Here is a 12796-nt window from a genome sequence, read left to right as displayed (position 1 = left end):
AATGACAGATTGGGCGCAAAACCGCTTGGCGCGGCGGATCATCTCCGTAAGCTGTGGCAAGGTGCAACGCGCGCATTCGGCACGCAGGGAGAGCCCGATGAAAACCGTTCTGGTCTATGGTGACAGCAATTCCCACGGTGCCAAGCCGATGGTCGATCTGGACAATGTCGAGCGTTTTGCCCGTGGCCTGCCTTGGCCCGATGTGATGGCCGCCGAACTGGGTGCGGATGTGCATGTCATCTGCGAGGGCCTTCCGGGGCGGACCACGGTGTATGAAGATCTGGTTGGGGGGGGCATGCGCAATGGTCTTAGCGTTTTGCCCGCGATTCTGCATAGTCATAAGCCGATTGATCTTCTGGTGATCCTGCTGGGAACCAACGATCTCAAGAACCAGTTCTCGGTCACAAGCTATGAGATCGCAGCCTCGGTCCAACGGTTGGTTCTGGCGGCCCGCGCCGAGGGCGTGGTCAAGGCCGAGTTGATCATCTGTCCGCCCCCTGTGGTTGAAGCGGGCGTTTTGGCACCGATGTTTGAAGGGGCCATGGCCCGCCAGCACGATTTGGCCAAGCATATGGAACAGGTCGCAACCCGTTTGGGATGCGGGTTTTTTGATGCCGCGCACCACATCACGGTCTCGTCCATTGATGGGGTCCATTGGGAGGAGGGCTCACATGACAAGATGGGCCGCGCCATTGCAGGCCCCGTGGCTGATATGTTGGCGCAGCTGTGATCCGCGCGCGCCTTGTCATCGCGATGCTTCTGGCACTCAGCGCCTGTGTGCCAATGACGACTGGCTATCGCGATGCGAATGCGCAGATTTCCTCGACCACGCGTTTTGATGCAGCGCGCTTTGCAGGTGCTTGGCAGATGCGCGCGGCCCTTGGCGCGGCCCCCATGGCCTTGCGTTTCGCGCATGAGGAGGGCGCCATCACGGCATTGCAGCTTGGCGATGCAGGCAGCGCCATGGCGCTTGATCAAACTTTCCCCGCACGGTTCAACAGCGCTGATGGCCCGATCTGGGTGCTCTGGGTGGATGATGATTACCGCACTGCTGTCCTTGGCGCACCTGATGGCCGATTTGCATGGTTGCTGGATCGGAACAGCGCGGGCGGGGCAGACCGTATAGCGGCGGCGCGCAGTGTTCTTGAGTTTAACGGTTATGATCTCACCCAATTGCGCGAGGTCACCAGATGAGCGGTAGAGCAGCCATTCTGGGTGTGGGCGAGATTGGCGCGGGATGGGCCGCGCGGTTTTTGCTGATGGGCTGGGATGTGCGCGTCTTTGATCCTGATCCGGCCGCGCTCAAACAGCTTCCGCATGTCATTGATCTGGCGCGCGCCAGCCTGCCGGGGCTTTATGATTACCCCCTGCCATCTGAGGGCCAGTTGGAGATTTGCAGCACAATCAGCGCGGCTGTGGCAGATGCTGCGTGGATCCAAGAAAGCCTGCCCGAGAGGTTGGAGCTGAAACGCAAATTGCTGCAACAGGCCCAATCCCATTCCGCGCCCGAGGCGATCATCGGTTCCTCAAGCGCGGGGTTCACCGCGCAACAGATACAAGGCTGCGCAACCCGAGCCGAGCAAATCATCCTCGCCCGCCCCCTCAACCCCGTCTATCTCCTGCCGCTGGTCGAGCTTGCAGGTACAAGCGCCACCCCGCGAGAGTGCCTTGATCAGGCCGAGGCGATCCTGTCGGGCATTGGCCTATCCGCCTGCCGGATCGCGGGCGCGGGATCATCCGCGATTTCCGAGCGTTTGTTTGAGGCGCTGCGGCGAGAGGCCCATGGGTTGATCGAAGAGCATGCCGCCACGCCTGCCCAGATAGATCAGGTGCTCGAGCAGGGTTTGGGACTGCTATGGGCGCAAATGGGGCCACTCAAGACGCCAGACCTTCAGGGGGCTGAGGCTCCGCGCGACGGCCATCTCGTGACCCTTCTTCGGGCGCTTAAATCCCGCGGCGCTGGTGCGGGCAAGGTGATCCGTGCCCATGAGCTTCGGCTGGAGCCACCCGCGCCCGATTGCACAACGCCCCCCGTCACCCTGCGCAGGCAAGTCCCGCAGGATTGGGTCGATTACAATGGCCATATGAACGAGGCGCGTTTCCTACAGGCCTTTTCCAATGCCTGCGACAAGCTGCTGGAATGGGCAGGCATGGATGCTCGATGCATCGCGGCGGGCAATTCCATCTTCTCGGTCGAGACCCATATCCAGCATCTGGGCGAGGTCGATATCGGCGAGACCATCCATATCACGACCCGCGTGCTGCAGGGCGGGGGCAAGAAATTCCATATCTGGCAGGAGATGTTGAAAGGGGGTGAGAAGGTCGCAACCTGCGAGCAATTGCTGCTCCATGTTGATCTCTCCACCCGCCGCAGCACAGCCCCGCCTGACGCGATTGCGCAGGCCTTGGGCCGCATGGCGCAGGATCATGCCCTGCTGCCTTTGCCCGAAGGCCTCGGACGCGCGATCGGGGACAGGCCGCGCTGATCGGCGCTTTTGACTTGTAAGCGCGGGGCTTAAGCGCGAAGAAACCCTATGTCCCTCTGGATCGCCGCCACGCTTTTCGCCGCCTTCATGCAGAACCTGCGGTTCCTGCTGCAGCGGCATTTGAAGGTCACCACCCTCTCGACAGGCGGGGCGACATTGGCGCGGTTCCTCTTTGGCGCGCCCTTGGCCGCATTTGCCTTGGGCCTGTATGCACTGGCAACAGGGGCAGAATTGCCCCCGCTCAACCCCGCCTTTTGGGTCTATGTGCTTAGCGGCGGGATTGCACAAATCATTGCCACCATGTGCGTCGTTGCCCTGTTTGCCTTCCGCAATTTTGCAGTGGGCATCACCCTGAAAAAGACCGAAGTGATGCTGAGCGCGGCGGTCGGTCTGATGCTGTTGGGCGATGCCGTTTCACTGCCTGTTCTGGTGGCTATCGCGATCGGCTTTCTGGGGGTGTTGTTTCTATCGGACCCGCCGAAATCCGAGATACGCCTGCCGCTGCGCAATCGCATCTTCAATGTAGCCTCGGGCTATGGCTTGGCCTCGGGCGCGCTTTTCGCGGTCTCCGCCGTGGCCTATCGCGGCGCCACGCTGCAATTGGCCAGCGAGGACGCAATCCTGCGCGCAGCCCTCACCTTAACGGCCGCGACCGCAAGCCAATTGATCCTGCTCGGGGCCTATCTGCTCTGGCGTGAACCGGGGCAATTGGGCAAGGTCGCGCAAAGCTGGCGTGTCACCAGCCTGACAGGGCTCACCTCGATCTTCGGCTCACTGGGCTGGTTCACGGCCCTCGCCTTGCAAACGGCTGCCTATGTGAAAGCCTTGGGTCAGGTGGAGCTGGTCTTTTCCTTCCTCTTCTCGGTCTTCTTCCTGCGCGAGAAAACCAGCGGAAAGGAAATCATCGGGCTCGTCTTCATCATCTGCTCGGTTCTGCTGATCTTTGTGGGGAGCCTGCGATGACAACGATCCTGCTGGCCATCGCGCCGATCTTTGTGCTCATCGCCATAGGCTACGGCCTACGGCGGGGCGGCATCCCGTCCGAGCAATTCTGGAACCTCAATGACCGTTTGGTCTATTTCGTGTTGATGCCCGCCCTGTTCTTCGTGCGCATCTCAACGGCGGAGCTTTCAGATGCAGGGCTGATGCGCTTTGCGGGCGTGCTCTATGCGGGCTTTTTCGCGGCCATTGCTTTTGGTGTATGTGCAGCCCTGTTGCTGCGCCGAGGGGGCGCGGTCGGCACAAGCGTCATGCAAGGGGCAGGGCGGTTTAACACTTTCATCGCGCTGGCTGTGGCCGAGGCGCTTTATCAGATCCAAGGTCTGCAATTGGCGGTTCTGGGGGCGGCGGTCTTGGTGCCCGTGGTCAATCTGACCGTCGTGGCAGTGTTTGCTTTCATGCTGCCCCGCGCGGGCTCCAGCTTGATCAAGGGCGCGGCCATTAGCCTGATCACCAATCCGCTCATCCTGTCGATTTTCGCGGCCATCGCTTGGAACCTCGCGGGGCTGGGGGCGGCCCCTGTTCTGCACGACACACTTTCCATTCTCGGTCAGGCCGCGCTGCCAATCATGCTGCTTTGCGTGGGGGCCAATCTGAAACTGCGCGGGCTCTCAGCCGATGCCTTGCCGCTGATCGCGGCAGCCTTCGGCAAGCTCGTTATCTTCCCCGCTGTTATTATCCTCGCGGCCATCGCGCTTGGGGCTGATCCGATGCAGGCACAGGTGGCCCTGATCTATGGCGCTTTGCCCACAGGGGTTGCGGCCTATACGCTTGCCCGCCAACTCAAAGGTGATGCCCCCCTGATGGCCGCCATGATCACCATGCAAACCTTGCTGTCATTCGCAGCCATGCCGTTCTGGCTGTCCTTGGGCGAGCGGCTCTTCCTGTCCTGATCGCCCCATCTTTGCTTGAAAAATACTTCCGCCGGAGGCGTCTTCACAACAATCTGCGAAAGCGGCTGGTTTGGGTCGCATTGTCAAAAAACGGCACGCCCTCTTGAGCGGTGCCATTCAGGCGCGCGGCCAGTTCGGCCAGAACAACCTCGGTAATAAAGGGCATGTCCAGCGCGCGCGCCTCATCCAGCGGGACCCATTGCAAATGAGATAGCTCATCCTCCGCCCGCGAAAAATCATCAGGGTTCGAGGCCAGCGCGCCCGCATCCACCATAAAGAAACGCGCATCAAAACGGCGGGGGCGACCTGGCGGGGTGATGGCGCGGAAAATGAACTCCAGCCCCTCGCCATCTGGCAAATGCCCTGTGCCTAAGTAGCCACGCCAGCCTTGTGGTGCCTCGATCTCGCCCGCACGCGGGTCGGGCAGCCCCAGCAGCAATCCTGTCTCCTCCCACAGCTCGCGCGTGGCAGCCGCCACCACCGACTGCGCGTCCAGATCGGCATCGCTGGACAGGCGGGCATGGGTCTGCGCACTCAAGGGGCGGGCCAGCGGAATGCTGGCATCCACCCCATCCACGGCCCCGCCGGGAAAGACAAATTTTGAAGGCATGAACGCGGCCGTCTTGCCGCGCTGGCCCATCAGGACTTTGGGCCGCGTGCCCGCATCACGCAGAACAATGATTGTTGCGGCATGGCGAATCGGGATATCCGCGCTCGGATCAGAAGCCATGCATCCGCTTTGCCCATTGGATGCCCACGATCATCCCCTTGAACAGCGGCAGCAGCACAAGCGAAAGCGCGATTGCGGCCAGCGAAAACCCGATCGCGATGCTCCATGGTCCGGGCTGATATTGCTCGAAGACATACAGCATCAATGTCCCCAAAATCTTCGCCACCACCAGAATGGTCAGATAGGCGGGGCCATCCTCGGCGCGGGCATGGCTGAGGTCTTCGCCGCAACACGCACAGCTTTTGGCAAGGTTGAGGTAGCCCGTGTAAAGCTTTCCCTCACTACAATTGGGGCAATGCCCCGTCATGGTGCGGCGCAGCGCGGGCCATGTGGGTCTATTGGGCGGACCTGCTTCAAAAGCCTCCTGCGAGGGGATGTCGGTCATGGGATGTCCTTTTTTGCTGGGGCCTTTCTAGCACCCGCAAGGTCCTTCTCCAAGCCGCGTGGCGGGCTTGCGTCACAAGGTCACAAGCCCGCCTGAGATAAACATCGCAAAAAATTTCGACGGAAACCCCGCGCTGCCCCGTGAGAGGAATGTCACAAGACAAAACCCCAAGACTGAACACACCAAAACAAGGATACCTCCCATGACGATCAAAAAAGCACTCGTCCTGTCGCTGCTGATCCCTGTCGGTTTGAGCCTGACGGGCTTCGCCTCGGCGCAAGAAGGCCCACAATCACCAGACCGTCCCGCCTTTGCGGATATCGAAACGGATGGAAATGGCGAATTGACGCTGGAAGAGCTGCAAAACCTTGGTGCCGCGCGCTTTGCCGCCAATGACACCGATGGCGATGGCGCGCTCAGCCGTGATGAATTGCTGGCCGCAGGTCAGGAACGCATGGCTTCCCGCGCCGACCGGATGCTGAAGCGTCTGGATACGGATGAAGACGGGATGATCTCGCAAGAGGAAATGGCCGCAGCCCATGAGGGCCGTGGTGGTCGCCGCAGCCCTGAGCGCATGTTCGAACGTGTGGATGCCGATGAAGATGGCGTGATCTCGCAGGCCGAATTCGAAGAGGCCGCCGAGCGCATGATGGAGCGCCGTGGCGGACGGCATGGCCAGCGCGGTGATCGCGGCTAAGGCCTAACCCATGCGCGGGCCAGCCGTGGCATGCAGGGTGGTTGCCTCCCCTCAACCGCACCTGCACCCCACACCCCCAAGGGCCAAGCCACTTGGCCCGCGCATCCCTTCCTGAGATAAGGAGCCCATGAGCCCCATGGACCCCGATATCGAAACGCTCGACGATGACGCGCTGATGGTGCTCTTTGCCAATGCCGATCCATTGGCGGCAAAGCTCTTGACCACGCGGCTTTTGCCGCGTGCGCTTGGCCATGCGCGGCGGGTTCTGGGCAATGAGGCCGAGGCGGAAGATGTCGCGCAAGAGGCAATGCTCAAGCTGTGGAACGCCGCGAAAGACTGGGATCAGGGCGGGGCGGCGCGCCCCTCGACATGGTTGTACCGCGTTGTGGCCAATCTTTGTGTGGACCGCTTGCGCAAATCTGGTCGCTCGGTCGGGATGGACCCTGATTTCGACCCCGCCGATGATGCGCCTGGCCCCCTTGAGGCCTTGGAGCATTCAGGCAGGCTGGCCGCCCTTGACGGGGCTTTGGCACGGCTGCCCGAGCGGCAAAGACAGGCAGTGGCGCTCAGACATATCGAAGGTCTGAGCAACTCCGAGATTGCATTGGCCTTGGACATTGGTGTCGAGGCCGTAGAGAGTTTAACCGCCCGAGGCAAACGCGCCTTGGCGGCGGCATTGCAAGGCCAGAAGGAGGCGTTGGGATATGGTGGATGACAGCAAGAAAGAGGATGGTCTCGAGATGTTTTTCGCCGAGGCCCAAGCAGATACTGCGCGAAACCCCTCAAGCGATCTGATGGCGCGCGTCTTAGCCGATGCCGCAGATGTCCAAGCCGCATCGCTGGCGCAGGGCGTGGTGGCGTCTGCCACTACAGGGGGCGGATTTGCGGGTGTCCTTTCGGCGATTGGTGGCTGGTTCGGCGCATCAGGCGTTGTGGCGGCAGGGCTGACGGGGCTGGTGATGGGCTTCTACCTGCCCGATCAGATCGACACGGTGCTGAACGGGCAGGTGTCCTCGATACTTGGCGAAGATGCGGCAAACCTGCTTCCGGGGTTCGAGACCCTGACCCTGACGGCAATGGCGGAGTGACGGGATGACACAGACAAACAAGACATCGAAAACAGGCCGTGGCGTGAAAATCGCGCTGGGGCTCTCGCTGGCGGTCAATCTTTTGGTGCTGGGATTGGTCGGCGGTGCCGTGCTCGGGAATGACCGTGTTCGCATGGCAGGCCCCGAGGCCGCATCGCTGCGCAGCCTTGGCCCGATTGTCGGCGTGCTGGATGAAGACACCCGCCGCCGCTTGGCGATCCGTGTTGCGCGAAGCGATACAGGCATGCGCCGCGATTTGCGCGGGCTGGTCTCGGCCACCCGTGCCTTTCAGGACGCCCTTCGCGCTGAGCCCTTTGACCGCGCCGCTGTCACATCCGCCCTGCAATCGCAGCGCGACTTTGTCCTGAGCGCACAGGAAAACGGGCATATGCTCTTGCTGGATGAATTGGAGGCGATGAGTTCCGAGGAACGCCTTGCCTTGGCCGACCGTCTGCAAGACCGCCTGCGCCGCATCCGCCCCAGAGACCGCGACGGCGACCGCGGCGGGGATCGCTAGGGGGGTATCTGACGTAACGGCCCGCGCGGGGGCAGGGCTGAGGTCGGGTTGCAAGGGTGCTGACCGAGAATGTTAGGGGTGTGCTATGATTCAGAAATGGGCTCAAGATCATAGACGCTTATTTGGGATAGTGGAGCTTTGCTGCACGAGTGACGAATTGGTATGATGCGGGACTTTGTTACCGTCGATAGTTCGATTATGATTCCACGATGAAGATGCTTTACTACTCTGCAATTTTGTTCGCCATAATCTGTCTTTCTTTGGCGGCACTGAATACTTACGACTTCTTGTATCGCGATGATTTACCTTGGAGAGAGGGCGACTTCAAAGCGGTCATGGTGCTTTGCATTGGAGGTGTAACCGTCTTCAGCTTGATCGCATTGCTGTTTCGTTATGCGCTAAAAGTCATAAGCTGAACAGAGGTAGGTAAGGGCTCCTCGTCGCCATTCGCTACATATTGCACGAATGGCCGTTTTCGGAAAACGACCGCAACTTTGCTCCGCTCCCTGCGCATACCCAACGCTCGGCCCTTCGTTCAAACGATACAGGCACAACAGAGGTAGTCTGATACACTCGCGTCGCGCGCAGAACTCTACCGCCAGCCGCCACTGCCTATAGAGATGTCTCAATCCCTGCCGATTGCAGCGCATTGAGGCGGGCATAGGCTCCGTCCTGCGCGATAAGCGTGTCATGGGTGCCTTGTTCTACAACGCGCCCGTGATCCATCACAACAATCAAATCAGCCTCGCGCACCGTGGACAGGCGATGCGCGATCACCAGCGTTGTGCGCCCCTCGGACAGGCGCGCCAAGGCCTCCTGCACCAGCTTCTCGGATTGCGTATCCAGCGCCGAGGTCGGCTCATCCAGCAACAGGATCGGTGCTTTCTTGAGCATGGCGCGTGCAATCGCTACGCGCTGGCGTTGACCGCCCGACAAAGAGGAGCCGCGCGGGCCCACAGGCGTTTCCAACCCCTCGGGCAAGGCATCGGTGAATTCGAGGATATGGGCGGCGGCGGCGGCCTCTTGGATTTCGGCATCTGTCGCGTCAAGCCGGCCCATGCGGATATTCTCGGCGATGGTTTGATCAAACAGCGCCGTTTCCTGCCCGACCACCGCGATGCTGTTGCGCAGGTCTTCCAGCGACACCTCATTGATCTGGGTGCCCCCGATCATGACCTTGCCCGCATCGGGGTCAATCAAACGGGTGAGCAGGCCGAAAACGGTGGTCTTGCCCGCCCCTGACGGCCCCACAACCGCGGTGGTTTTGCCTTCCAATGCGGTCAGGTCCAGCCCGCGCAAAACGGGCGCATCGCCATAGGCAAACTCGGCTGCTTCAAAACGGATATCGCCCGAGGTCAAGGGTTTGGGATTGGCGGGCGAGGTGATTTTGGGCGTGACCTCAAGTGCCGTATAAAGACGATCCAGTGAGGCGGCGGCAGCTTGCAGGCCGCCTGCGGTATTGGACAAGCGCTTGAGCGGGTCGAACATCAGCGACAGCGCTGTGATGAAAGACATGAATTCCCCCACCGTTTTCTCGCCATTGATGATCGCCTCGGCCCCGAACAGGGTGACGGCCACAAAGCCCAACCCCGAGAGCAGATCGATCAGCGAGGGGTTCGCCGCTTGCCCCGCAGAGGAGCGCAATTGAAACCGCAAGAAGCGGCGGGTGTCCTTGGCGAAGCGTTCCGTCTCGGTGGCCTCAAGGCGGTTCACCTTGATGGATTGGACGCCGTGAAACATCTCGTCCAGCCGCGTGGTCAAAAGGGCAGCGGTGTCGCGCGCGGCAAAGGCCGTGCGGCGGATCAGGCGCAAAAGGGCTGACATGGGCAGGATCAAAAGCGGCACACCGACCAGCGCGACCAAGGTCCAGCTCCAATCGGTGAACAGCATCACAATGGTCAGGGAGATCAAAGCAACCGAGTCGCGCCCAAGCGACAGCAGAACCGAGGTGGAGGCCGATTGCAGCGTCATTGTATCGCCGCGCACCCGCTCGATCAGAGAGCCGGGGGGATTGATGGCAAAGAAAGAGCTGTCGAGCCCGAGGATATGTTTGACCAGCCGCACTTGCAGCGCATTGGTCACGCGCAGGCCAACCCCTGCGATAATGATGCGGTGCAAAAAGCCCGCAATCGCGCGGAAGGCGAACATAGCACCAATCGCGGCCACCACCCATCCGATCCCGTCCATGGATTGGGCGGCGAATAATTCATCGAATAGTGGGCGCACCAACCATGCGAATGCGCCAAGCGCCGCGCCCTCAAGGCTCATCAGGATCAGGGCCAGCGTCAGAATCGGCCAGTATTTGGCAACATGGTCGCGCCATAGCCGTGTGACCAGTTCGGTGCTTTTCTTATCGCTGGCGCTCAGGTCGCTGCTCATCGTCTTTTCCACTTTATTCGGCCTGCAACATATGGGCTGCGCTGGCTGTATTCCATAGCTGTCTCATGTCGCGCGTGGTGTGCAGCGGGTTAGTGCAAGCTGGATAGGCAGACAAGCACAGAAGCCCCCCTGTGTGTCGGCAATGATTTGCAAAGAGCCGCTTTTTGAGCCTTATGGCCTGCGAAATGTGCCCAAATAAGTGCGATTGGCCAAATTATACCTTTCCGGTTGTAAATCTTGATTGCGGCTGTTTAGGTTGACGAAAATGTGGGAAAACACCACAGCTCAACAGAAGAGGTTAGCCTTGTCCGAAGACAAGAATGATGCGTTTGTCGCGTTTGAACGTGTGCAAAAAAGCTACGACGGCGAAACGCTTGTCGTCAAAGATTTGAACCTCAGCATTGGTCAGGGCGAGTTTCTCACGATGCTTGGGCCATCGGGCTCGGGCAAGACCACCTGCTTGATGATGCTGGCCGGTTTTGAGACCGCCACCCATGGCGAGATCCTTCTTCAGGGCAAGCCAATCAACAATATCCCGCCCCATAAGCGTGGCATCGGGATGGTCTTCCAGAATTACGCCTTGTTCCCGCATATGACTGTGGCGGAAAACCTGTCCTTCCCTCTTGAGGTGCGCGGGCTTGGCAAATCGGATCGCGAAGCCAAGATCAAACGCGCGCTGGATATGGTGCAGATGGGCGAGTTCGGCGGCCGCCGTCCTGCGCAGCTTTCGGGCGGTCAGCAGCAGCGTATCGCGCTTGCGCGCGCTTTGGTGTTCGAGCCTGAGCTGGTTTTGATGGATGAACCGCTCGGCGCGCTCGACAAGCAGCTGCGCGAACATATGCAATTCGAGATTACGAATCTGGCCCATAACCTCGGGATCACGACGGTCTATGTGACCCATGACCAGACCGAGGCCTTGACGATGTCGGACCGCGTTGCCGTTTTTGATGACGGGCGCATCCAGCAGCTTGATCCGCCAGATACGCTTTATGAACAGCCAAAGAACAGCTTTGTGGCCCAGTTCATCGGTGAAAATAACACGATGGAAGGCGTGGTGACCAAGATCACCAAGGATGCCTGTGTCGTGCAATTGGATGGCGGCGAATTGATCGATGCCGTCCCTGTGAATGTCGACAAAGTCGGTGACCGGACGCTTGTCTCCATCCGCCCTGAGCGCGTGGAATATAACAAGGACCGTCTTGCCGATGATGCGCATACGCTCAAGGCAGAGGTGTTGGAGTTCATCTATATGGGCGACATCTACCGCACACGTCTGCGGGTTGCGGGCAATTCCGACTTTATCATCAAAACACGGAATGCCCCTGACCAGCGTCGTCTCAAGCCTGGTGAGCAAATCGAGATTGGCTGGCGCCCGCAAGATTGCCGCGCGCTTGATGCCTGAACCCTTTTTGGTGTCGCGGCGCATTCCGTGCCGTGACGCCCAATAATAATAAGACCAAAAACAAAATACTGTCCAAGAGAAGAGGAACTACCAATGAAACTTAAATCAACCTTGCTTCTGAGCACCGGCGCAGCACTTGCCTTCCCGGCAATGGCTCTGGCCGATGGCCATATGGCGGATACCATGACGCTCGTATCCTGGGGCGGTGCCTACCAGGTGAGCCAGGACCGTGCCTATGCACAGCCCTACACCGCGATGAACGAAGGTCTCGAAGTGATTTGGGACGAAAGCTCGGCCGAAGCCGTGGCACGCCTGCGCGCCATGAACGAAGCTGGCAACGTCACATGGGATGTTGTTGATGTTGTTGCGGCAGACGCCATGCGTCTTTGCGACGAAGGCCTCGCGCTCGAAATCGACCATGACGAGATGCTGGAGCCAGCACCTGATGGAACATCGGCTTCCGACGATTTCGGCGACCTGATCGTTTCCGATTGCTTCGTTCCACAGATCGTTTACTCGACAACTTTCGGCTACCGCACCGATGTAGAAGCATGGGCCGGCGCAACACCGTCTTCCGTATGTGACGTGTTCGACACCGAAACCTTCCCTGGCACACGCTCGCTCGAGCGTCGTCCGATCGCGAACCTCGAATGGGCTCTGATCTGTGACGGTGTGGCCATCGAAGATGTCTATGACACTCTGGAAACCGAAGAAGGCATCGCGCAGGCATTCGCCAAGCTCGACACCATCCGTGCAGACACCATCTGGTGGACCGCTGGTGCGGAAACACCCCAGCGTCTGGCCGATGGCGAAGCGCTGATCGGTTCGTCCTATAACGGCCGTTTCTTCTCGCTGATCGAAGAGCAGGACCAGCCTGTTGCAATGCTCTGGGACTGGCAGATGTTCGACCTTGACGGTTGGATCGTTCCAACAGGTCTCTCGCCTGAGCGTGAAGCTCGTGCACTGGACTTCCTGCGCTTCGCGACAGACACACAGCGTCTGGCAGATCAGGCCCAGTACATCTCCTACGGCCCTGCACGCGCATCCTCGGCTCCGCTGGTTGGCACACATGCCGATCTCGGCATCGAAATGGCGCCACATATGCCAACAGACCCTGGCAACTCGGTTAACACGTTCTTGATGAACTACAACTGGTGGGCAGATTACCGCGACGATCTGGACGCACGTTTCCAGGCATGGCTCGCTCAGTAATTTGATCT

15 protein-coding genes are annotated in these 12796 nt (G+C 59.9%); 12 read left to right on the top strand and 3 right to left on the bottom strand.

Annotation, left to right across the window (positions count from 1 at the left end; translation table 11 throughout):
• Position 1 precedes the first annotated feature (1 nt).
• The 5 genes from ACTYEO_RS11480 to ACTYEO_RS11460 are packed head-to-tail and all read left to right on the top strand — an operon-like array spanning position 2 to position 4378.
• On the top strand, positions 2 to 730 hold the full coding sequence (locus ACTYEO_RS11480; protein ID WP_449323885.1) for an SGNH/GDSL hydrolase family protein: 729 nt from the start codon (positions 2 to 4) through the stop codon (positions 728 to 730).
• Entirely contained in the window at positions 727 to 1194 is a 468-nt protein-coding gene (locus tag ACTYEO_RS11475) for a lipocalin family protein (protein ID WP_449323884.1), read from the top strand. The genes ACTYEO_RS11480 and ACTYEO_RS11475 overlap by 4 nt, the downstream gene beginning before the upstream one ends.
• The gene (locus tag ACTYEO_RS11470) at positions 1191 to 2486 is read left to right on the top strand and encodes a thioesterase family protein (RefSeq protein WP_449323883.1); all 1296 of its coding nucleotides are present in this window, start codon (positions 1191 to 1193) and stop codon (positions 2484 to 2486) included. Before ACTYEO_RS11475 ends, ACTYEO_RS11470 begins: the two co-directional genes overlap by 4 nt.
• Before the next feature lie 48 nt (positions 2487 to 2534).
• Entirely contained in the window at positions 2535 to 3449 is a 915-nt protein-coding gene (locus tag ACTYEO_RS11465; RefSeq protein WP_449323882.1) for an EamA family transporter, read from the top strand.
• Positions 3446 to 4378 carry an AEC family transporter gene (locus ACTYEO_RS11460; protein ID WP_449323881.1) on the top strand — a complete coding sequence of 311 codons (933 nt, stop codon included), beginning with the start codon at positions 3446 to 3448 and terminating at the stop codon, positions 4376 to 4378. Before ACTYEO_RS11465 ends, ACTYEO_RS11460 begins: the two co-directional genes overlap by 4 nt.
• Positions 4379 to 4421: 43 nt before the next feature.
• Here ACTYEO_RS11460 and ACTYEO_RS11455 read toward each other — a convergent pair whose 3' ends face one another.
• The gene (locus tag ACTYEO_RS11455) at positions 4422 to 5108 is read right to left on the bottom strand and encodes an NUDIX hydrolase (RefSeq protein WP_449323880.1); all 687 of its coding nucleotides are present in this window, start codon (positions 5106 to 5108) and stop codon (positions 4422 to 4424) included.
• A complete protein-coding gene (locus tag ACTYEO_RS11450) occupies positions 5098 to 5493 on the bottom strand; it encodes a DUF983 domain-containing protein (RefSeq protein WP_449323879.1) in 396 nt (131 codons plus the stop codon). Before ACTYEO_RS11450 ends, ACTYEO_RS11455 begins: the two co-directional genes overlap by 11 nt.
• Before the next feature lie 202 nt (positions 5494 to 5695).
• Between ACTYEO_RS11450 and ACTYEO_RS11445 the strand changes: the two genes are divergently transcribed.
• The 5 genes from ACTYEO_RS11445 (at position 5696) to ACTYEO_RS11425 (ending at position 8211) form a co-directional block, all read left to right on the top strand.
• A complete protein-coding gene (locus tag ACTYEO_RS11445; RefSeq protein ID WP_449323878.1) occupies positions 5696 to 6190 on the top strand; it encodes an EF-hand domain-containing protein in 495 nt (164 codons plus the stop codon).
• A 127-nt stretch (positions 6191 to 6317) separates the two neighbouring features.
• Complete coding sequence (locus ACTYEO_RS11440; protein WP_449323877.1) at positions 6318 to 6905, top strand: RNA polymerase sigma factor; 588 nt, start codon at positions 6318 to 6320, stop codon at positions 6903 to 6905.
• Positions 6895 to 7278, top strand: coding sequence for a hypothetical protein (locus tag ACTYEO_RS11435; RefSeq protein WP_449323876.1), 384 nt, complete (start codon positions 6895 to 6897; stop codon positions 7276 to 7278). The genes ACTYEO_RS11440 and ACTYEO_RS11435 overlap by 11 nt, the downstream gene beginning before the upstream one ends.
• Positions 7279 to 7282: 4 nt before the next feature.
• Entirely contained in the window at positions 7283 to 7795 is a 513-nt protein-coding gene (locus ACTYEO_RS11430; protein ID WP_449323875.1) for a periplasmic heavy metal sensor, read from the top strand.
• A gap of 209 nt (positions 7796 to 8004) precedes the next feature.
• Entirely contained in the window at positions 8005 to 8211 is a 207-nt protein-coding gene (locus tag ACTYEO_RS11425) for a hypothetical protein (protein WP_449323874.1), read from the top strand.
• A 196-nt stretch (positions 8212 to 8407) separates the two neighbouring features.
• Here ACTYEO_RS11425 and ACTYEO_RS11420 read toward each other — a convergent pair whose 3' ends face one another.
• Positions 8408 to 10174, bottom strand: a complete 1767-nt coding sequence (locus ACTYEO_RS11420) for an ABC transporter ATP-binding protein (RefSeq protein ID WP_449323873.1) — start codon at positions 10172 to 10174, stop codon at positions 8408 to 8410.
• Between the two features lie 304 nt (positions 10175 to 10478).
• On the opposite strand from ACTYEO_RS11420, the gene ACTYEO_RS11415 reads away from it, so the two are divergent.
• Complete coding sequence (locus ACTYEO_RS11415; protein ID WP_449323872.1) at positions 10479 to 11576, top strand: ABC transporter ATP-binding protein; 1098 nt, start codon at positions 10479 to 10481, stop codon at positions 11574 to 11576.
• Between the two features lie 93 nt (positions 11577 to 11669).
• Complete coding sequence (locus ACTYEO_RS11410; RefSeq protein ID WP_449323871.1) at positions 11670 to 12788, top strand: extracellular solute-binding protein; 1119 nt, start codon at positions 11670 to 11672, stop codon at positions 12786 to 12788.
• The last annotated feature ends 8 nt before the right edge of the window (positions 12789 to 12796 follow it).

Source organism: Rhodophyticola sp. SM2404, assembly GCF_053570515.1.
Note: the sequence above shows the minus strand (reverse complement) of the source record. Positions and strands in the feature narration are given on the sequence as shown.

Coding starts and splice junctions, on each gene's coding strand:
- ACTYEO_RS11480 (WP_449323885.1), top strand. CDS start 2: ATGACAGATTGGGCGCAAAACCGCTTGGCGCGGCGGATCATCTCCGTA.
- ACTYEO_RS11470 (WP_449323883.1), top strand. CDS start 1,191: ATGAGCGGTAGAGCAGCCATTCTGGGTGTGGGCGAGATTGGCGCGGGA.
- ACTYEO_RS11465 (WP_449323882.1), top strand. CDS start 2,535: ATGTCCCTCTGGATCGCCGCCACGCTTTTCGCCGCCTTCATGCAGAAC.
- ACTYEO_RS11460 (WP_449323881.1), top strand. CDS start 3,446: ATGACAACGATCCTGCTGGCCATCGCGCCGATCTTTGTGCTCATCGCC.
- ACTYEO_RS11455 (WP_449323880.1), bottom strand. CDS start 5,108: ATGGCTTCTGATCCGAGCGCGGATATCCCGATTCGCCATGCCGCAACA.
- ACTYEO_RS11450 (WP_449323879.1), bottom strand. CDS start 5,493: ATGACCGACATCCCCTCGCAGGAGGCTTTTGAAGCAGGTCCGCCCAAT.
- ACTYEO_RS11445 (WP_449323878.1), top strand. CDS start 5,696: ATGACGATCAAAAAAGCACTCGTCCTGTCGCTGCTGATCCCTGTCGGT.
- ACTYEO_RS11440 (WP_449323877.1), top strand. CDS start 6,318: ATGAGCCCCATGGACCCCGATATCGAAACGCTCGACGATGACGCGCTG.
- ACTYEO_RS11435 (WP_449323876.1), top strand. CDS start 6,895: ATGGTGGATGACAGCAAGAAAGAGGATGGTCTCGAGATGTTTTTCGCC.
- ACTYEO_RS11430 (WP_449323875.1), top strand. CDS start 7,283: ATGACACAGACAAACAAGACATCGAAAACAGGCCGTGGCGTGAAAATC.
- ACTYEO_RS11425 (WP_449323874.1), top strand. CDS start 8,005: ATGAAGATGCTTTACTACTCTGCAATTTTGTTCGCCATAATCTGTCTT.
- ACTYEO_RS11420 (WP_449323873.1), bottom strand. CDS start 10,174: ATGAGCAGCGACCTGAGCGCCAGCGATAAGAAAAGCACCGAACTGGTC.
- ACTYEO_RS11410 (WP_449323871.1), top strand. CDS start 11,670: ATGAAACTTAAATCAACCTTGCTTCTGAGCACCGGCGCAGCACTTGCC.